This is a genomic window from Nostoc sphaeroides (assembly GCF_003443655.1).
Taxonomy (GTDB): domain Bacteria; phylum Cyanobacteriota; class Cyanobacteriia; order Cyanobacteriales; family Nostocaceae; genus Nostoc; species Nostoc sphaeroides.
In genome coordinates this window covers 5,115,743-5,136,000 of sequence record NZ_CP031941.1, presented here as the reverse complement: position 1 = coordinate 5,136,000, position 20,258 = coordinate 5,115,743, and the positions used below count along the sequence as shown (strand labels likewise).

The following is a 20,258-nucleotide window of genomic DNA, read 5'->3' as shown; positions in this document are numbered from 1 at the left end:
ATACAGAACTGAACTATAATCCTGACTCATTGTATATTTCAGTCTTCTATGATTAACTGGTATGATTTGAGCCGATATTTGAAAGTACCAACAGCATTAATCATAGTTTCACTGATAGCTGATAGCTAATTATGGTAGTTGTAGCAATTCTAGCGGCGGGACGCGGCACACGGATGAAATCACGCTTACCCAAGGTTTTACATTCTTTGGGTGGGCGATCGCTAGTGGAGAGAGTTCTCGAAAGTGTAGAACCACTTTCGCCCTCACGGCGAATCGTAATCGTAGGATATCAATCGGAGGAAGTGCAAGCCGCCATGCATTCAATTCCTAGTTTGGAGTTTGTTGAACAGACTGTGCAACTAGGGACAGGTCATGCCATCCAGCAATTACTTTCTCACTTGGAAGACTACACTGGGGATTTGCTGGTACTTAACGGCGATTTACCGTTAATACGTAGCGAAACCCTGAAGGAGATGTTACAAACTCATGCCCAAAATAAAAACGCTGCCACCATTCTGACCTCCCATCTACCCGACCCTACGGGCTACGGGCGAGTTTTTTGTAACGATGAAAATATTGTGCAGCAAATGGTCGAACACAAGGATTGTACTGCTGCTCAAAGAGAAAATCACCGCATTAACGCTGGAGTTTACTGCTTTCGCTGGCCAGATTTGGCAAAGGTGCTTCCCCACCTACAAGCAAACAATGCTCAAAAAGAATACTATCTCACTGATGCCGTAACTCAAGTGGGAAAAGTTATGGCGGTGGATGTGGAAGATTACCAAGAAATTCTCGGCATTAATGATCGCCTGCAATTGGCAACAGCCTACGAGATTTTGCAAAAACGAGTCAAGGAAAAATGGATGCTTGCGGGTGTCACTCTCATCGACCCCACCAGCATCACCATTGATGAAACTGTAGAATTACAGCCGGATGTAATTATTCAACCCCAAACTCACCTGCGCGGAAATACGGTGATTAAAACAGGAAGTCATATTGGCCCGGGAAGTTTAATTGAAAATAGCCAGTTGGCTGAAAATGTCACGGTGCAGTATTCAGTGGTGACAGATAGCACTGTGCAGACGGGAAGCCGAATTGGCCCTTATGCTCATTTGCGCGGTCAGGTAGAGGTGGGTGCTGGTTGCCGTGTGGGGAATTTTGTGGAATTGAAAAATACTCAATTAGGCGATCGCACCAATGCAGCACATTTGTCATATCTAGGTGATACCGTTGTCGGCAATCAGGTGAATATTGGTGCCGGTACAATTACTGCCAATTATGACGGCGTAAAGAAACATCGTACAAAAATAGGCGATCGGACAAAAACGGGTTCCAATAGCGTTTTAGTAGCTCCAATTACCTTGGGAGATGATGTCTACGTAGCTGCTGGTTCCACTGTTACAGAAGACGTGCCTAATGATTCTTTGGTAATTGCCCGTAGTCGTCAGGTGGTGAAACCAGCTTGGCGAAGGAAAAGTGTTGAAAATAAAACCACAGATCAACATAAATAATTCATCAGTGTTAATCGCGGTTAATGTGGAATTTTAAAGCATAAACCCGGAGTTTTGCAAGATATCTAATCTAGCTAGATTAGTAGTGAAGCCAAAATCTCAATACATAACATGGAAGAACTGCTAGAACTTAGGCAATTTCTAGAACAAGGCAAAATCCATGAGGCGTTGCTGTTGGTGGATGAGTTAGAAGAAATGAGCCTTGGTGACAAAATCAATAAAATTGATAGTTATGGTGTTATTCTGCTCATCCATTTAATTAAACAAAAGGCCGAAAAACGTTCTACTCGCTCTTGGGATGTTTCGATAGAAAATACAGTGCGTGAAATCAACAAAATAAACAAGCGCCGCAAATCTGGTGGTTATTACTTGAATCAGGCAGAATTAATCGATATTCTGCAACAAGGATATCAAGTGGCATTGAAAAGAGCGGCGCTAGAAGCTTTTGAGGGGCGTTATGAAGCCCAAGAATTAGCCGCAATGGTTGACCAGCAAGAAATTTTAACTCAGGCGCTAGAATTTATTCAACAATAGCCAATCAATTCACTATCATTCCATTCCAAGGTGTCGCCAATTTTTTCGCCGTCGTGGTAGGCGGCGAGTAAGATTTCACTAGTTTTCCCCCAAGCGATCGCTCCACTACAATCTAAGGCGATCGCTCCCAAATCCCGTTGGTTCTGGTGCGCTTCTCTAAAGGATCGCTGCATCGCCTCCTTCAGGGACATCCCATCAGTTACACGCACTACAATCCGGGGAGCTAAACACTCATCGATGATATCTTCACCAATGCCAGTACAGCTAACACCAGCATTACTAGTAGCATAATTACCGGCTGGCATCGCAGAATCACTTACTCTGCCAATCCGCTCAAAGCCCTTACCACCAGTAGAAGTACCAGCAGCTAGCCTACCAGATGCATCTAAAGCTACCACACCGATGGTGCCGCGTCCGGCATTGCTGGTTTCTAGCAGTTCGGGTTCTGCTACCACGCCAGCCATTGCACTTTTAAAATTATCCTGGCGCTCTTGTATCCACTCTTGTAACCGCAAATCAGTTAAAGCATTATAGCTGGGAAGTTGCATTTCCCGCGCCAACTCAGCCGATCCGAAATCTGATAGTACTCGGTCTGGCGAACTTTGTAAAAATTGTGCCAACTCAATGGGATTTTTCACCCGCGAAATATTAATTACACCACTAAACCGCCCTAATGCGCCATCCATCAGGGAAGCACTCATGCGGATTTGCCCATCAGATTGTAGTACTGAACCAGTACCAGCATTAAAGCGGGGATTATCTTCGAGCATGTGGCAACCATGCACCACCGCCTCAGAGGCAGTTGCTCCTGACAATAGTAGAGAATAGACTTCTTCTATTACTGTATGGAGCGATCGGCGCACCGCTTCCAATCCGCCTTTACCGTGGAGAGAACTACCAGCCCCCCCATGAATAATTAATTTAGGTTGCACCTGTGACTCCATTAATCTCTTGCGCTATTTGCGTCTGTGTTGCGGTTAGTTTCATTTTGAGCTTCAGAACGGCGACGACGACAACGTTCTGAGCAGTATTTCACATCGTCCCAACAATCTTGCCACTTTTTACGCCATGTGAAAGGACGTTGACATACCGGACAGATTTTTGTCGGTAGGTCAGATTTAGAACGAACACGTCCCATATAAATTCTGTGTAGATGAGAATTTGATTTCTGAAAGAGATGGAAGATAATTATAACCAGTTTGCTAGGAAGGGAGGAAACTTTCGCTGAACAAATATATTGTCAATCTATCTCTAGAATTATTTTTCCCTTCTCTCCTACAGAACTTACACGCAAGCAACGGAAAAAGGAACCACGTTTGCGTAGCATCAGTGAGAGTTTAAGATAATTTTACTTTTGTCAATAAGCAATAGTACTTAAAGTTCTGATAAAAATGGGGCTAATCAACAGAATTTTTGGGCGTGCGATCGCCTCATATTTAAAAGCATCATTCGTTTTTGCCTCAGAATCCAGTACAAAAGTTAATCTTATACTCAAGATTTTACGCTTTTTTCAGTATTATTACTAATTGACAAAAATAATTTTGTTTTAAACTATCACCAATGACTGTTGTCAATCCTGCCCACAAATCTTGTTCATGAAGTGCAGGAAGTTGTGACACTGGTACGGTGTAAACCTGACGATTGAAGTATTCCTGAAATTTATCGAAAAAGCTTCATGTTCAAAACCTCGCCCGAAGTCAAGCGAAAAAATCCTTGTATTCTCTTGGTAGGTTGAAACCCCACCCCTAGCAATACTGCGTAGGTTTTGAAGATTTGTAGGTTGGGTTGAACTTTAGTGTTACCCAACAAAGCCCTGGAAATGTTGGGTTTCGTTCCTCAAACGCCACGTGCTTCAAGTCGGGGAACCGCAAGGGCGCAGTGGCTCCCCAACCTACACATTTTTATTTTTTAGCCAAAACCTACGCACTATTGCCACCCCTAGTGTCGGGCTTAATTTAATTGCGAATTGCTCTCTTCGTAGCGGGGCGTTCGCTTTTAGCGTCTCCAAGAGTTGCCCATTGCGAACTTGTGCCGAGCGACTTGTGCCGAGCGACTTGTGCCGAGCGACTTGTGCCGAGCGAAGCCGAGGTAAGTCCAGGTATTGCGAATTGATTTCATTGGTAATCTCAAAGCTATCTATGAAGGGTGTAAAAGATGCTTTGGTTTTACTTTTCTTGTTCTCAAATCCTGCTGGCATTACTCGAACTTTGGGGCTAGATCGATTAAATCTTACCCTAGCCTGGATAGTGCCACTTTGTTTCTAACTTGATTGCTGATCAGGTAAGTCCGCTTGCCAATAGGGTTTGAGATGCGCTAACCCTTCTGAACTATTAAAGCCCAAAAGCGTTGCTATAACGCTCCTCAGCCCAAGGTTCACCACGGCGATGGTAGCCATTACGCTCCCAAAAACCAAGTTCTTCAGCAGCTAAAAATTCCAAACCATTAATCCACTTAGCACTTTTCCAAGCGTACAGATGGGGAACAACTAGCCGCATCGGGCCACCGTGTTCAGATGGAAGGTCTTCACCAAAGACTTTAAAAGCAAAGAAGTTTTCTTCGCGCATAAAATCTTCTACAGAAATATTGGTAGTGTAGCCGCCGTAGCAGTGTTCCATAATGTGGGCTACTTTGGGGTCTAGCTCAATCAGACCCATGAAATCTGTAACTTTTATGCCAGTCCATTTGACATCCAGTTTAGACCAGCGCGTTACACAGTGAAAGTCTGCCGTAAATTCGTGTTGAGGCAGAGCCATAAAGTCTGACCAACTAAAAGTAGCAGGTTTTACCAAACCCCAAACTCGAAATTCCCATTCCTCAATGCTGACTTCGGGAGTTGCACCGTAAGTTAATACGGGGAAACCTTTAGCTAAGTGTTGACCAGGAGGGACGCGATCGCCCTCTTCCTTTCCTGGTTTCTGAAAATATTTTCCTAGCATAGTTAGAGAAAAATAAGTTTTCTCAAGATGTGTACAAGCTTTTTTGCTGAGTTGCCAACAGCACCAAATGTTTGACTCTTTATATTATTACTTGATTGTTACTCGTAAATGATAGGTAATGGGTAATGGATATTCCCAATTACTCACTACCAATTTTTTCGATCTAATGAGCTTGTGTAGAGTATCTAAGATTCATAATGCAATCAGGAAAGCTAAAAAAAGCATTTATCCAGTGGTAAGAAGTTTGATTGGTGACTTTGGCAATCAAATCTATCGGTGCTGTTCACGCTTTTCCTGACTGGGAAATTATGATTCTTCTTCCTCTTCTTCAGCAGCTGGATATACAAATGTAGAACGTCCAGTCAAAATTGATTTGCCCAAAGACAGGGCTTTTTGAGCTTCGACGACGGCTTTATGCCTCCAGGTAGCTCGACGTTTATCTCGTTTTGATTTTGAAGTTTTCTTCTTAGGAACAGCCATGTCAGCAGATATCGCAATTCTTGACAACCTTACTATTCTAGGCCATCCACTGACGCGAAGGACAACAGTAAAGGCAATTAATGAATTGCCCCTACTGAAAATAAGGGTTTCGGCTATTTTTTGGGTAACTCTTGGCTATTTTCCAAGAAAAGTAGCGATCGCGCCGTTTTGAAATAAGTCGCCCAAATTTGAGCATCAGGACGCGATCGCCATTCGGGACGACTGACATCTAATGCCAAAACTGGTGCGATCGATCCATTATTTTGTACGGACACAATGATTGAAACATCTGTCACCAAGATATCTTGGTCAAAGCTGCGTTGAGCAGATGCTCTAGCGGCTGCTTCTGCCCTCCTGAGAACAGTTTCATAGTTTTCATCTGGCAGGCGGTCAATAGCTAGATCAACTCTAGCGGTGTAAGCTCGCACAACCTGAGGCGCGATCGCTTCCGTCAAAAACCACGCAGGAACAGTAGATATGAGCAAAACTAATAAAGGAATTATCCGGATTCTTCCGGCAATTTGGCTAATAAATGAAAAGGGAGTGATCGATGATGGTAGGTGAGCAGAAATCTTGCTCATGACCTTCTATCTCCTTAGTGATGATCTGTTATTGAAATTAGGTAAAAGGTATTTTCCGGTCTATAAGCGTAATAAAAATTACATTTTAACTTAAGATTCGATCAGAATCACCTAGACTATAAAACATAGGTTAGCTTTGTTTTTTTGGCAAAGCCAACCGCAATTTTAAGACCAGCAAACAATAACTGACAAATAGCGGGATGGCAAATTACTGGGCGATCGCAATTGGCATCAATCAATATCAGTTATTTCAACCTTTAAGTTGTGCCCAAGCAGATGCTGAGGCACTTGAGGATTTTTTGGTGACGGAGGCAGGTTTTCTCCCCAAACACTGCCTGCTAATGACGGATACTTCACCACCGATTGGAGATAGATCAACTTATCCGACTAAAGAGAATATTTTACTGTTGCTTGAGGATTTGGCAGCGACAAGTTGGCAACCAGAAGATTATCTGTGGTTATTTTTTAGCGGTTATGGGGTCAACTACAAGGGCAAAGATTACTTAATGCCAGCAGAGGGCAACCCCGAAATGGTGCAAGAGACTGGCATAGAATTGCGATCGCTAATGCAAAGTCTGCAACTTGCTGATCTAAATGTATTGCTACTACTTGATATAAATCGCGCTTTTGGCACTCAAGCAGATGCTCCGGTTGGCGAAGAAACAATAGAATTAGCCCAAGAACTACAGCTTGCGACAATTCTTTCTTGTCAACCAGAGCAATTTTCCCATGAAAGTAGCGAATTAGGTCACGGATTCTTTACAGCAGTTTTGTTAGAAGCTTTACGTTCTGGTAATGGCAGCAACTTGGCAGATTTAGAAAGCTACCTAAGCCTGATCATGCCAAAAGTATGTCACCACCACTGGCGTCCTGTCCAAAACCCTGCCACTATTATCCCATCAAGGCAGCAAGTAATCTTGCCAAAATTGGCAATGGAAAGCGACTTGCAATCAGAACCGGTGATTTATCCTGAAGAATCTTTTGCTGTTGCCCTTGCGGCTCCTCCCCTCGACGATTACCCTAAAACTTCAGCAGAACGGGGCAGATGGGGAGAAGCTACTGTGAACTCCTCCCAACAGGTGAAGGCTCCCAAGGTCGAAAAATCTAAAGGTAAACAAGGAAAGGAGTCAGCTACCGGCTTAGTTTCCGAGCCAATGGCGGAAACTTCTTTAGGAGTGAATCCGAGCGGAAGATTTATTCCCAATTCCTCTAAAGGTTACGTTTCTCGATTGCCATCCAATCAGCCAAGCATCCCTTTTTGGAAACAGTTTATTTTATGGGGCGGAGGCAGCCTGCTGGTAGCAGGTTTAATCGCCGTAGTTTTTCTCCGTAATCAAGAAACTTTTAAAATTAAGCAAATATCAAGCACATCACCTAATGCTACTGCGAACGATCGCCAGGTTATCGAGAATTTACCAAGCGATGTCTACGACGGGCTACGCCTACGCACTCCACCAGTTAGACTTAAAAATCAATCTAGCGCCCAAATAACTACTAGTTCCGAGCCAGAAAAGCGGAATCAAGCAGTATTAGACCTAGCGAAAATGTCGCTCAGACAAACTCAGGCTAGCGATTTGGGCATGGCGATCGCTACAGCTCGGAAAATTCGACCTGGTGAACCACTGTACGATCAAGCTCAGGAGAATATTAAGATTTGGAGCCAAATGATTTTAGATTTAGCAGAGGGACGTGCTAAAGAAAGACAGTATGCTAGCGCGATTGCTGCTGCTCGATTAATCACCAAAGATGAAGCTCCTTATGCCAAAGCACAAGCAGCAATTAACCTGTGGCGGTTAGAGGGCAAGCAGTATGTAAGTAACAAAACTCTTTTAGATGCAGCTAATGCCTTAATCAAGTCTGGACAGGCATCTACTTACAATCGGGCGATTGAAGTTGCCAAGAAAGTACCAGCAGGTCAACCAGGCTTTGATAGTGCCCAAAAGTCGATCAATAAATGGAGTGACAAAATTTTAGACATGGCCAAGCGTCGCGCCACCGAAGGAGATCGCAATGCCGCAATTGCGACTGCTGCGCTAGTGCCAGAGGAGACAGGCGCTTACGAAGACGCTCAAGATGCCATTCAAAAATGGCAAAAGAAATAGTAAAAAAATAATAAAAAATGGTTAGGAGCTAGGAATTAGGAGTTATATTATTGATCCCAGACACGTTACTCCTGACTCCTAACTTTTCCCTGAGTCTTCATATCACAGTATTAGCAGTACTGCGATACATCTTCGCCACACTCGTCGGCTAGATAGCACAGCGCTCGGAAACGTAAACCAACCACTTCTTCATATAAAGGGTTGAGCTTGCACATCGGTGGAATGTGAAACAAAGTTTTCCCAAATATTTTGACATCGCGCTCAAAGGGACACTGAGATGGAATTAGCTTGCACAAACGGTGAGCTAGCTGGCGATCGCGGACTTGAATATTTTCTAAACGCTGCCGTAGTGGTTGGAGAATATCCCAGTAAGGCTTGGAAATAGAAGGGTTTAGCTGGGTTACTTGATGGTCACTAGTTTCTGCTTGATTGATTGATACCCAGCTTGCCAGAAAAATCTTTTTAGTGGTATTGTTGAATACCTTCATGGTTAATCCTCTGTGTTATTGAGGCTATTCATCTTTTTGATGAATATATACAATGTGGCAACGAAGTTTCCCGGAAGAATCTCGTTCTGACCGCGATATAATGTAATACCTAATTAGCCACTTAAGTCAGAACCTAGTTGGTTACTACGTCAAGTTAATCGCAATTTTCTGGGGATCGGTAGTGTAATATTACGATCTTGTTCATAACTTGACATAGTTTAGATTTTAGTAAAGACATCCGTCATTGGATAGGTTTTAGTGTAACATTTACAGAACTTAATATAAGGTCTTTCTAAAAGAATTTTTGCTAAGTATAAACATCAGTAATACCCTAGAAGGCATTTTTCCTTTCCGTGTTCCCACTTTCTCAGGTAAGTGTGTTCTGTTCATTGCTAGCTGAAGACTGTAGAAGTAGAGAGAAGTCTTGTAGACGTTGCTGTGGCTGAAAGCTAGGTGGGTTGGCTTTATCAGTAGATACAGAGCAGCTAGTCATGAAACATTCATTTGTCGCAAAGTCTCACTAAAGAAGTGATTTTTCTCCAATTTGCAATCTATAGCGTCTTAGGGCTAACTTATCTGGGGTTAGCATTGGGCTACATTCCTGGTTTACGGATGAACCGCGCCACGATCGCTTTGGTCGGTTCTGGCTTTTTAATCGCTTTAGGTGTTCTGAATTTACAGGAAGCATGGCAGGCTATTGATGCCAATACCATCGTATTTCTGTTGAGCATGATGGTAGTTAATGCCAACCTATCCTATGCAGGGTTTTTTAGGCGATCGCTATCAGTGATATTGAGTATCACTCGCAGTCCTCTGGGTTTGTTGATGGCTTTAACTTTTGGTAGTGGTATTCTTTCGGCCTTTTTTCTCAATGACACTCTGGCGCTAGTTTTTACACCATTAACCTTGAGTTTGACTCAAGCTTTGGGTTTAAATCCGATACCTTATTTACTAGCGATCGCAGGTGCAACTAATATAGGTTCGGTAGCAACTTTGAGTGGTAATCCTCAAAATATCTTGATTGGCTCTTTTTCAGGTATTTCCTATCTAGAATTTCTACGTGTATTGACACCAGTTGCCTTAGTCGGCTTAGTAATTCAGGTAATATTACTGTGGCTACTTTACCCAGATGTGCGCTCAGTCAAACCTTGCGAACAGGTAACAGTTGGCAACCAACGGATTTTTAAACCCTTATTTAAAAAAACATTAGTTATCACAATTGGATTACTAATTGCATTTACTGTCGGTTTACCGTTAGGGGAGTCTGCTTTAGTTGCTGCTAGCTTGTTGCTAATCACTCGCCGGATTAAACCCCAGCGCATTTTGCAAAAGGTAGATTGGAACCTGTTGGTGATGTTTTCTGGATTGTTTATCTTGACGAAAGTCACGCAAAAGTTGAATTTATTACAGCCATTTACCCATGCAATCGACTCTGCTGCGAGTTTTTTGGGTGTAACTGTTGTTTTATCTAACTTAATTTCTAATGTGCCTGCTGTACTTTTATTGCATCCCCTGGTTTCTCCAGGTGACACTAAGTATTGGCTATTGTTGGCAGCTGGATCAACTTTGGCTGGGAATCTAACTTTGTTTGGTTCAGTTGCAAATTTGATAGTTGTAGAAGCTGCTGCTGATTTAGGTTACAAGCTAACTTTTTGGGAACATCTAAGGTTTGGAGCGCCACTAACAGTGTGTACTTTAGTTCTAGTATACCTTTGGGTTAATTGAGAGCGATCGCTTTGCCGAGTTTAAGATTGCAATACTTAGGTGATCGCAATCAGTCCAATTAGCGCCATCAAATATTTAATAATTGTGAGCAGTTGTTTTTGTAGTGATCTGAGTATATTCCTCAATTTCTGCATAATATAAGTCGCCCATGATCAGGGCTATTTCGTTCTAAGATAAACCGCCCAGAACTAAAGTTCCGGGCTAATAGCCCAAGTCGTCTAAAGACGACTAAAAGCCTTTATTAGTCGTCTTTAGACGACTTTTGCTATTAGCCTCAGAATTTATTCTGAGGCGGGCTAGATGAGAATGAAATAGCTCGTATAACTTCCGTACTGCTCACTGAATCCTAATGTTCAATTTTTAACCTTCATTATTTGTTTCTAAATTCAACTTTGCAATTAAAATTCCTCAAAAAAAGAACGAGATGGTTTACAGAGGTCGTTTTGATCAACAGAGAGAAGGAATATCCATAGACAATATAGTTGTTGTTCAAGCTGATGCTATTACCGATTATTTATGTAGGAAGGATTCTTTATTAACTACTCAAATTTTTAATTTTACTTATAATTATTCTGCTGGAAAAACTGAAAAATCTACAAGAACCTGTAAGGAAGCAAGACAGAGTATGTTATTTGTACAGGGTTTTTCAGCCTATAAAACGAGAGTAGTAGATAAGCTTTATAAACCTATAAAAAGTTACGAAGTTCCAGTACCTCAAGCAGAAGTAATCATAAGCATGACCGATCAGTTTAAGTACTTTTGTAGAAGTGATATGTATAGTCAAAATCCAAGTATCTGTGAAGAAATAATGGAAAATATGAAATAATCAATTATATTTACAACTTGAATAAATTTAATTGACCAATAATTAAATATCATGATTAAAGCTTTGATGACGTTTTTAATATAAGCAGTCATCATTTTAAACTAAGTTATGCGTTAATGATGCGTTAGAAAAAGTTTTAACGCAGCATTATTTTTTAACAATTTGGTGTGTTAAAAAGCTTTAACACACCCTAATTAGTTTATTCTAAATTCTCTATGATGCTACCTGAGCAGCAGTCCGAGTGCGGCGTCTTCTCCCATCAGCAACTTTTACAGGTGGCTCATCAGGGATTTGCATTAACAAAGTCACAGATGGCTGACATTGCAATTCTCGACGGATGGAACGTTGCAATTCTCGTTCTAAAGTTCCTTGCAATCCACCCCAGTCTATATCTGCTGCTTGACCTTCCCCAGGAGCAAATTCTGTCCAGCGCACAGTTAAGATTTCTTCAATCCGTTGTTTGACCCAGGTTTGTAGGAGCGATCGCTCTACACTGGTAACTACACCCCGTAGGTGAACTTCTGGTTTTGCCAACAGTTTACCATTCCAATCAATAGCAGCTGCGATCGTAATAATGCCTTCTGAAGCCATGCGTTGCCGTTCTTGCAGGACTTTGGCACTTACCATACCCGAACTGGTAGTATCTACCAATTCGATACCAGATGGCACTTTCCCAGCGACGCGAATGGCATCTTCAGTCAGTTCGACAATATCACCATTCTGAATAATGATCATATTTTCTGCGGGAATGCCCATACTCTGAGCCGTTTCTGCGTGCTTCACTAGCATCCGATGTTCGCCGTGAAATGGCACAAAGAACTTGGGTCGAGTTAAGGCAATCATCAACTTTTGTTCTTCCTGACAGCCGTGACCAGAGACGTGAATCCCTTTATCCCGACCATAGACCACTTTCGCTCCCTGAATCATCAATTTATCAATGGTGTTGACTACTGCGATCGTATTTCCGGGAATTGGGTTAGCAGAGAATACTACTGTATCTCCTTCGCGGATTTTAATGTGAGGATGTTCCTTGTTAGCAATGCGAGTCATTGCTGCCATCGTTTCACCCTGAGAACCTGTAGTTAAAATTAGTACTTTTTCATCAGGGAGATTGCGGACTGCGTGCAACGGTTGCAGCAGATTATCTTCACACTTGATGTAACCTAAATTGCGGGCATGAGCAATCAAGTTCAGCATGGAACGCCCGACAATCGTTACTACACGGTTTTGCTTCTTAGCGATATCCAAAATCATGTTGATGCGATGGACGCTAGAAGCAAAGGTAGTGACGAATAATCGCCCAGTAGCTTGACTAAATACTCTCTCTAGATTGGGATAAACTGAACGTTCCGAAGGTGTAAACCCTGGTATCTCAGCGTTAGTGGAATCACTTAGAAGGCAAAGAACGCCTTTTTCACCATGTTCTGCTAACCTTTGCAAATCAAACTTTTCACCATCCACTGGGGTGTGATCAATTTTAAAATCCCCTGTGTGAATGACTACACCAAGGGGAGTGTGAATGGCAACAGTGAAACTATCAGCAATGGAGTGGGTATTACGGATATATTCAACTAAAAAGTTTTTGCCAATCCGCACCACATCGCGTGGTAGAACTGTTCTGATTTCTGTGCGATCGCGCACTCCTGCTTCTTCTAATTTACCCTCTAGCATTGCCATTGCTAGTCTGGGCCCATAAATCACAGGGATATCAAATTGCTTGAGATGGAAAGCAATTCCGCCAATATGATCTTCATGACCGTGAGTAACGATCATCCCTTTAATTTTGTGGCGATTTTCCCGCAGATAGGTTGTATCTGGCAGAACAATATTTACTCCATGCATCGCCTCTGTGGGAAAAGCCAATCCTGCATCTAACAGGATAATTTCATCGTCATACTCAAAAAGACAGGTATTTTTCCCAATTTCGTGCAAACCGCCCAAAGGAATAATTTTCAAGGCGGAATTATTAGCTTCGTTTTTAGCCATTTTCTCCTTAGATTGTTACTTGTGGTTAATTTAGTTGATAGTTAACGAACTTGTATTTAAGACAACATCATTTGTCTCTTACTTCAGTCCCAAAGCAATCAAGTTTTAATTGAAGATTTCAATTTTTTATTCAATAAAATCGACTGTACACTGACGAATTTATAGTATGTCTATCAGTCCTAACACAGATTTTTAAATTGCAACTTATGAACAATTATGACCATTGTTTATATGTATCTTTATAAAGCAGCAGATTACCAGCGCTTAACCAGATGATGGCTAGATTAAACTAAGTTCTTTCAAAACTGCTTCTAACTTTTGACTTACTTCTAAATCAGCTTCACATAGGGGCGGACGAGTTGAACCAACCTCCCAACCTTGAAGTTTCAGTGCTTTTTTCACTGGAATGGGATTTGAAGTGAGAAATAAAGCTTTAAACAACGGGAAGAGTTGGAGATGAATCTCGCTTGCTACCTCAATTTGCCCCGCACTAAAAGCTTGGATCATCTGCTGTAGTTGGTTTCCTACCAGATGAGAAGCCACACTTACCACGCCCTTCGCCCCGATCGCTAACAAGGGCAAAGTCATGTAATCATCACCAGAATAGATGTGGAATTCTTTTGGTGTCAAGCGACGAATTTCGCTTGCCTGATCTATACTACCAGTGGATTCTTTAATTCCAACAATATTGCTAACCTCAGCTAACCGGGCAACTGTTTCTGGCTGAAGGTTTTGTCCGGTACGACCTGGGACATTATATAACAACAAAGGTAAGTCGGGACAGGCTTGTGCTATGGCCTGAAAGTGCGCTTCCAATCCCGCTTGTGGCGGTTTGTTGTAATAAGGGACTACTTGTAAGGAACCATGTACTCCTATTTTAGACGCTTTTTCGGTGGCTGCGATCGCTTCTTTGGTAGAATTTGAACCACAACCTGCGATCACCTTGGCTTTTCCTGCCACGGACTGCAATACCTCGACAAACAGCTGGTATTCCTCATCCCAACTTAGGGTAGGGGATTCTCCAGTTGTGCCGCACACCACCAATGTATCTGTTCCGTTGTTAGCTAGATGCGCTGCCAGTTCTGCCGCTACATCATAATCTACACTACCGTCTGCTTTAAACGGCGTAATCATAGCGGTTAAAACATTGCCAAAATCTCCCACCCTGTTTTCACTCCTGATTACCCATGTTTTTATATCTTGGTGGTTTTCTATTGTAATAACCTATGTGCAAATTTATTTCAACAGTAATTTGCACATTTGCTCTTTTTCATTAGTTGTTTGTTTTTACTAATGACTAGCTTGAAACGTAAGCTTTCGCAGGTTTGAGTAGATTTTTTTCTACCAGCAATTCGGCGATTTGTACTGCATTTAATGCTGCGCCTTTGCGGATTTGGTCACCACACAACCATAATTCCAAGCCACAGGGATGAGAAATATCCTGACGAATTCTTCCTACGAAAACTTCGTCTTTACCAGTTGCTTCAATTGGCATCGGAAAATAGTTAGTTTCCCAATTTTCTACCAACTTGACTCCAGGGGAGGAATTTAAAATCTCTCTGGCTTCCTTTGCACTAAAGGGAGTCTCAAACTCTAAATTAATGGCTTCTGAATGGGCCCGGAGTACGGGAACCCGTATACAGGTCGCAGTGATTCTGATTTGCTGCGTACCAAATATTTTTCGGGTTTCGTTGACCATTTTCATTTCTTCTTCACAATAACCCAAATCGTTTAATGGTGAGTTATGCGGAAATAAATTAAATGCCAATGGGTAAGGCAATACCTCAGCGACTGGCGGCTGTCCTTGTAGTATAGCGCTTGTTTGCCTTTTGACTTCTGCCATTGCTCTAGCACCAGCACCACTAGCAGATTGGTAGGTTGCAGCTACGATGCGTTGCACTGGTTTGATTTTATGCAATGGCCATACTGCCACTGCCATTAAAATTGTCGTGCAGTTGGGGTTGGCAATAATGCCTTGGTGATTAGCTGCGGCTTCTGGATTCACCTCTGGCACTACTAAGGGAACTTCCGGGTTCATGCGAAAGGCACTGGAGTTGTCAATTACCACTGCGCCCTTTTCTACGGCAATTGCTGCCCAAGTTTTGGATGTGGAACCACCCGCACTAGCTAGTACTATATCGACATTTTCAAAAGCGCGATCGCTCACTGCCTCTATTGGGATATTTTCTCCTTTAAACCGCAGCGATCGCCCGACACTCCGCTCTGATGCCAATAGCTTCAAGTCAGCAATCGGAAAATTACGGGTTTCTAATAATTCCAGCAACTCTGTGCCAACTGCACCAGTCGCCCCTAAAATAGCTACACGATAGGATTTAGACAAACTCACTTCCTCCTTTAAGAGGTTTTTTGGCAATTTCTTGGAACACTTGAAAATTTATTTATATTTAAATGGCGATCGTAGCCTGGAAATACATTTTCAATTAAGCTTATATTTATCTCTAATTTAGTCTATTTCTGTCAATCTCTAAATATTTATACATTTATTTTTTTGGTTATTTACTAATTTAAGTTATGTTGCACTCTACAACAATGGCTATCCAATTTTTCCATTGATTTAAACTATATATTATTATACAACAACCAGCCATTTAGCAGAAAAATGGAGATATCTGCACTTAGCCGTTTCATAAGCATCCCACTTATAAGGCAACGAACCTCTTAGCTTCCAAGTTGCTTACCAAAATGAATACACTATGATGGCAATGGATAAAACCAGCACAACATAAAAATGAGCTATACGGTTAGGTAATAGATGCGCTCTTGTATCACAACTTAATAATAGCTAGACTCAATACTATAACTTTAACTTGGGAGTACTAACCAGTCGCTGAGAACCAGGATATCACAGCGTTAGCTCACTAAATAATTAATTCCTAAGTTTCAGAGGGAGTGGGGAGTGGGGATGAGGGAGCAGGAGGAGAAAGAATAACTAATGCCCAATGCCCCCATTAACTAAATTGTTATGAAGGTAAAATGTCAAGTCCTTGGTGATTGGCAGTAAACTGGATCTTTGCCCCAGGACAAACATCCATCCTTGGATGTCATAAAGCCTTTTGGCATCCCATTTCCTTAAGACACATCAAGCCATAAACGCAAACAATTATTGCATCTTGTGTGTACTTGGAGTATAAAATACCAGAAAACTAGAGACAAAGCATGAAAGTTACCCAGGAAAAACTTCCCGCCAGCCAAATTGGCCTGGAAATAGAGATTACGCCGGAAATTACCAAGCAAACTTACGAACAAGTCATTAAAAACTTAGCGAGTACTGCCAATATTCCTGGGTTTCGTAAAGGCAAGGTACCTCGGCCCATATTGCTACAACGGCTGGGTACAACTCGTATCAAGGCAGCAGCGCTGGAAGAATTAATTCAAGACGGCATTGAGCAAGCGGTTAAACAAGAAGCTATCCCGGCAATAGGCCAGCCACAATTACGCTCCTCTTTTGAGGATTTGATTAAGAATTATGAACCTGGAAAACCTCTGACGATTTCGGCTGCTGTCGATGTAGAACCAGAAGTGAATCTAGTTCAGTACACTGATTTACAAGCTAAAGCTGAAGAAGTCAAGTACGAGCCAGAACGAGTGGACGCTACCCTTGACAAGGAACGTCAAGAATTGGCGACATTAATTCCTGTAGAAGGACGTGCAGCCCAAATCGGTGATATTGCCGTAGTCGATTTTAAAGGTTCGTTCGCCAGAGGTGAAGGCGAAGACGAAACAGCTGAACTAGAACCGATTCCCGGAGCCGAAGCAACTGATTTTCAAGTTGAGTTGCAGGAAGATAAGTTTATTCCAGGCTTTATTTCGGGAATAGTCGGGATGAATCCTGAAGAAACCAGAGAAATTGCGGCACAGTTCCCAGATCCTTATGCTAATGAAGATTTAGCTGGAAAAGCGGCAACTTTCACAGTGACACTTAAAGAACTGAAGGAAAAGGAATTACCAGAAGTAAATGACGATTTCGCCCAAGAAATCAGCGATTTTGAAACCTTAGAGGAGTTACGCGCTTCTTTGGTCGAGCAATATCAAAAAGAGGCGGATGACAAAACAAAAACAAATAAACAGGAAGCATTGTTAACGGAACTGCTCAACCACGTAGAAGTTGACTTACCAGCAACCATGATTGAGCAAGAAGTGGATGCAATGCTAACGCAAACAGCAATGCGGCTGTCTCAGCAGGGATTGGACGTAAGGAAGTTGTTTACTCAAGATATTATTCCTCAATTGCGGGAGCGATCGCGCCCTGAGGCAATTGAACGCATCAAACGCTCTTTGTCCTTGCGTGAAGTGGGTAAACGCGAATCTATCCAGGTAACACCAGAAGAAATCGCAACCAGAGTCACCGAACTTTTGGAACAGTACCCAGAGGAGCAAGACGTTGATGAAGAGAAACTGCGCTCAATCGTGGAAAACGAACTATTAACCGAAAAAATCGTTGATTGGCTCTTAGAACATTCCTCAGTTGAACTTGTACCTGAAGGCTCGTTGAATCCCATAGAGGAAAAGGAAGACGCAGAATCAGATGCTGATGCTGATGCACCCCAGACAGAGGAAGAAACCAGCGAAGCTTCAACAGAAGTCACAGAAGGATAATTAAAAATCCCACAGCCATCAATTCACCAGTTCTGAGTTAAAGTACTGGTGAAATGGGTAAGGTAAAGGAGATGAGGGAGCAGGGGGAGAAATAACCAATGCCCCATAACTCTTAACTCCTGAAAAATTAGGGATTGAAGACAGATAATTAAAGAATTAATGAATTTTCAGCAAATTGTGACATATGTTATTGCCTGAGCTTGATACTGTGTTGCACGAGAGGAAATTATATGAGGCATAATGGTTAACACGTATTTATAAAAATCCCATTCGTCGAAAAGGCAGCATCTGCTGCTGAAACATCTGTCCTAAATTATCGTCAAAGAAAGCTTGTATGCTTGTATCGCAGTCGGCAAATAACCCCATCAGCAACCAAAGTCGAATAAACATTAACTCCCAGTTGAGCAGCCCTAGCAACATCGTACCGATGGTGGTAGAACAGTCTGGCATGGGAGAAAGGGCTTTCGACATCTACTCCCGCCTGCTGCGAGAGCGGATTATCTTTTTGGGAACGCCAATAGATGATACTGTAGCCAACTCAATCGTGGCTCAGTTGTTATTCCTAGACGCCGAAGACTCAGAAAAAGACATCCAATTGTATGTTAATTCTCCCGGCGGCTCGGTCTACGCAGGCATGGCAATCTATGATACAATACAACAAATTCGCCCTGATGTTGTTACCATCTGTTTTGGATTAGCCGCGAGCATGGGGGCATTTTTGTTGACAGCAGGGGCTGCCGGTAAGCGAATGTCTCTGCCCGACTCCCGGATTATGATTCACCAACCACTTGGTGGCGCTCAAGGTCAAGCCATTGACATTGAAATTCAAGCCAGAGAAATTCTTTACATTAAGGCTAAGTTGAATGAGTTAATGGCTCATCATACTGGTCAACCCATAGAAAGAATTGAAGCAGATACTGAGCGCGACTTTTTCATGTCGGCAGAAGAAGCCAAGAACTACGGTTTGATTGATCAGGTCATTTCCAGGCAAAATCTTCCCACAGCAGGGGAGAACGTCACCATTCTGAAATAAGAGGCTGGTATGTCTAAGTACGACTCCCATTTAAAATGTTCATTTTGCGGCAAGTCTCAAGAGCAGGTGCGTAAATTAATCGCGGGGCCGGGAGTCTACATATGCGATGAATGCGTTGATTTGTGTAATGAAATACTAGACGAGGAGTTACTCGATACCAATGGTGCGGCAGCACAACCGGCACCAAGAGCAGAACCACCTCAAAAACGGCGGACTCAATCTTCTAGTATTTCGTTTAATCAAATACCCAAGCCAAGAGAGATTAAAAAGTATCTAGATGAACACGTTATTGGTCAAGACGAAGCCAAGAAAGTCCTGTCAGTAGCTGTTTACAATCACTACAAGCGGTTGGCGGTGATTCAGTCTAAAGCCAGTGGCAAAGGTGGGGCTGATGATGCTGTAGAACTGCAAAAGTCCAACATTTTGTTAATTGGCCCGACTGGTTGCGGCAAAACTCTTTTAGCGCAAACCCTAGCGAAAATCCTGGATGTACCCTTTGCCGTCGCTGATGCTACGACGCTGACAGAAGCGGGGTATGTGGGAGAAGATGTGGAAAATATCTTGCTGCGACTGTTACAGGTGGCAGATTTGGATATAGAGGAAGCGCAGCGAGGAATTATCTACATTGATGAAATTGACAAAATTGCTCGCAAGAGTGAGAACCCGTCAATTACCCGCGATGTTTCTGGCGAAGGCGTGCAGCAAGCTTTGCTGAAAATGTTAGAGGGAACGATCGCCAATGTACCACCCCAAGGAGGGCGTAAGCATCCCTATCAAGACTGCATCCAGATTGATACAAGTAATATTTTGTTCGTCTGTGGTGGTGCTTTCGTAGGCTTAGAAAAGGTTGTGGATCAGAGAGTTGGCAAAAAAGCAATAGGCTTTGTGCAACCTGGAGAAGGACAAACGAAGGAAAAACGGGCAGCAGATACTCTCCGCCATCTAGCACCAGATGATCTAGTAAAATTTGGCATGATTCCCGAATTTATTGGGCGCGTGCCAATGGTAGCAGTAGTAGATCCGCTAGACGAAGAAGCGTTGATGGCGATTCTCACCCAACCACGCAGCGCCTTAGTGAAGCAGTATCAAAAACTGCTGAAGATGGATAATGTCCAGTTAGATTTTAAACCAGATGCTTTACGAGCGATCGCTCAAGAAGCCTACCGCCGTAAAACTGGTGCGAGAGCATTACGTGGTATTGTCGAAGAACTAATGTTGGATGTAATGTATGAGTTACCATCCCGTAAGGATGTGACACGCTGTACAGTAACACGGGAAATGGTCGAGAAGCGATCGACTGCTGAACTGATAATACATCCATCTTCACTACCGAAGCCAGAATCAGCCTAATAGTCATTAGTCAATTGTACTGAGCGTAGTCGAAGTATTGGTCATTAGTCATTAGGCAAAAACTAAGGAATAATAACTATGTACCAATG

At 42.5% G+C, this 20,258-nt stretch carries 19 protein-coding genes; 8 read left to right on the top strand and 11 right to left on the bottom strand.

Annotated elements, in window-relative coordinates:
• Positions 1-131 precede the first annotated feature (131 nt).
• Both glmU and D1367_RS22805 read left to right on the top strand, forming a co-directional pair.
• Positions 132-1,511, top strand: a complete 1,380-nt coding sequence (glmU, locus tag D1367_RS22810) for a bifunctional UDP-N-acetylglucosamine diphosphorylase/glucosamine-1-phosphate N-acetyltransferase GlmU (protein WP_118168414.1) — start codon at positions 132-134, stop codon at positions 1,509-1,511.
• Positions 1,512-1,622: 111 nt separating this feature from the next.
• Positions 1,623-2,045: a DUF29 family protein gene (locus D1367_RS22805; protein WP_118168412.1), complete on the top strand. Its 423-nt coding sequence runs from the start codon at positions 1,623-1,625 to the stop codon at positions 2,043-2,045.
• Here D1367_RS22805 and D1367_RS22800 read toward each other — a convergent pair.
• The 6 genes from D1367_RS22800 to D1367_RS22775 all read right to left on the bottom strand — a co-directional run bounded on the left by D1367_RS22800 (position 2,036) and on the right by D1367_RS22775 (position 6,042).
• A complete protein-coding gene (locus D1367_RS22800; RefSeq protein ID WP_118168410.1) occupies positions 2,036-2,989 on the bottom strand; it encodes an isoaspartyl peptidase/L-asparaginase in 954 nt (317 codons plus the stop codon). The two genes, D1367_RS22805 and D1367_RS22800, sit on opposite strands and share 10 nt — an antisense overlap.
• Positions 2,989-3,183, bottom strand: coding sequence for a DUF2256 domain-containing protein (locus D1367_RS22795; RefSeq protein WP_094350216.1), 195 nt, complete (start codon positions 3,181-3,183; stop codon positions 2,989-2,991). The genes D1367_RS22800 and D1367_RS22795 overlap by 1 nt, the downstream gene beginning before the upstream one ends.
• Positions 3,184-3,936: 753 nt before the next feature.
• Positions 3,937-4,242, bottom strand: a complete 306-nt coding sequence (locus tag D1367_RS22790) for a hypothetical protein (protein ID WP_118168408.1) — start codon at positions 4,240-4,242, stop codon at positions 3,937-3,939.
• 133 nt (positions 4,243-4,375) lie between these two features.
• Positions 4,376-4,981 carry a sulfite oxidase-like oxidoreductase gene (locus D1367_RS22785; RefSeq protein WP_118168406.1) on the bottom strand — a complete coding sequence of 202 codons (606 nt, stop codon included), beginning with the start codon at positions 4,979-4,981 and terminating at the stop codon, positions 4,376-4,378.
• 306 nt (positions 4,982-5,287) lie between these two features.
• Positions 5,288-5,461 (bottom strand): 50S ribosomal protein L32, encoded by a 174-nt coding sequence (gene rpmF / locus D1367_RS22780; protein ID WP_094328804.1) that lies wholly within the window; start codon positions 5,459-5,461, stop codon positions 5,288-5,290.
• Positions 5,462-5,574: 113 nt separating this feature from the next.
• The gene (locus D1367_RS22775; RefSeq protein WP_118168404.1) at positions 5,575-6,042 is read right to left on the bottom strand and encodes a hypothetical protein; all 468 of its coding nucleotides are present in this window, start codon (positions 6,040-6,042) and stop codon (positions 5,575-5,577) included.
• A gap of 200 nt (positions 6,043-6,242) precedes the next feature.
• Between D1367_RS22775 and D1367_RS22770 the strand changes: the two genes are divergently transcribed.
• Positions 6,243-8,144: a caspase family protein gene (locus tag D1367_RS22770; RefSeq protein ID WP_118168402.1), complete on the top strand. Its 1,902-nt coding sequence runs from the start codon at positions 6,243-6,245 to the stop codon at positions 8,142-8,144.
• Positions 8,145-8,254: 110 nt separating this feature from the next.
• Here the strand turns inward: D1367_RS22770 and D1367_RS22765 are convergent, their stop codons facing one another.
• Both D1367_RS22765 and D1367_RS32890 read right to left on the bottom strand, forming a co-directional pair.
• Entirely contained in the window at positions 8,255-8,632 is a 378-nt protein-coding gene (locus tag D1367_RS22765; protein ID WP_118168400.1) for a Mo-dependent nitrogenase C-terminal domain-containing protein, read from the bottom strand.
• Positions 8,633-8,999: 367 nt separating this feature from the next.
• Entirely contained in the window at positions 9,000-9,125 is a 126-nt protein-coding gene (locus D1367_RS32890; RefSeq protein ID WP_267255625.1) for a hypothetical protein, read from the bottom strand.
• 35 nt (positions 9,126-9,160) lie between these two features.
• Between D1367_RS32890 and D1367_RS22760 the strand changes: the two genes are divergently transcribed.
• Both D1367_RS22760 and D1367_RS22755 read left to right on the top strand, forming a co-directional pair.
• Complete coding sequence (locus D1367_RS22760; RefSeq protein WP_118171626.1) at positions 9,161-10,357, top strand: anion transporter; 1,197 nt, start codon at positions 9,161-9,163, stop codon at positions 10,355-10,357.
• 424 nt (positions 10,358-10,781) lie between these two features.
• A complete protein-coding gene (locus D1367_RS22755; protein ID WP_118168398.1) occupies positions 10,782-11,183 on the top strand; it encodes a hypothetical protein in 402 nt (133 codons plus the stop codon).
• Positions 11,184-11,396: 213 nt separating this feature from the next.
• Here the strand turns inward: D1367_RS22755 and D1367_RS22750 are convergent, their stop codons facing one another.
• The 3 genes from D1367_RS22750 to D1367_RS22740 form a co-directional block, all read right to left on the bottom strand.
• On the bottom strand, positions 11,397-13,169 hold the full coding sequence (locus D1367_RS22750; RefSeq protein WP_118168395.1) for a ribonuclease J: 1,773 nt from the start codon (positions 13,167-13,169) through the stop codon (positions 11,397-11,399).
• A 279-nt stretch (positions 13,170-13,448) separates the two neighbouring features.
• Positions 13,449-14,333, bottom strand: coding sequence for a 4-hydroxy-tetrahydrodipicolinate synthase (gene dapA, locus D1367_RS22745; RefSeq protein WP_118168393.1), 885 nt, complete (start codon positions 14,331-14,333; stop codon positions 13,449-13,451).
• 133 nt (positions 14,334-14,466) lie between these two features.
• The gene (locus tag D1367_RS22740; protein WP_118171625.1) at positions 14,467-15,510 is read right to left on the bottom strand and encodes an aspartate-semialdehyde dehydrogenase; all 1,044 of its coding nucleotides are present in this window, start codon (positions 15,508-15,510) and stop codon (positions 14,467-14,469) included.
• Between the two features lie 836 nt (positions 15,511-16,346).
• On the opposite strand from D1367_RS22740, the gene tig reads away from it, so the two are divergent.
• The 3 genes from tig to clpX all read left to right on the top strand — a co-directional run bounded on the left by tig (position 16,347) and on the right by clpX (position 20,169).
• The gene (gene tig, locus D1367_RS22735) at positions 16,347-17,786 is read left to right on the top strand and encodes a trigger factor (protein ID WP_118168392.1); all 1,440 of its coding nucleotides are present in this window, start codon (positions 16,347-16,349) and stop codon (positions 17,784-17,786) included.
• Positions 17,787-18,120: 334 nt separating this feature from the next.
• A complete protein-coding gene (gene clpP / locus D1367_RS22730; RefSeq protein WP_118168390.1) occupies positions 18,121-18,819 on the top strand; it encodes an ATP-dependent Clp endopeptidase proteolytic subunit ClpP in 699 nt (232 codons plus the stop codon).
• A gap of 9 nt (positions 18,820-18,828) precedes the next feature.
• On the top strand, positions 18,829-20,169 hold the full coding sequence (clpX, locus tag D1367_RS22725) for an ATP-dependent protease ATP-binding subunit ClpX (protein WP_114085547.1): 1,341 nt from the start codon (positions 18,829-18,831) through the stop codon (positions 20,167-20,169).
• The last annotated feature ends 89 nt before the right edge of the window (positions 20,170-20,258 follow it).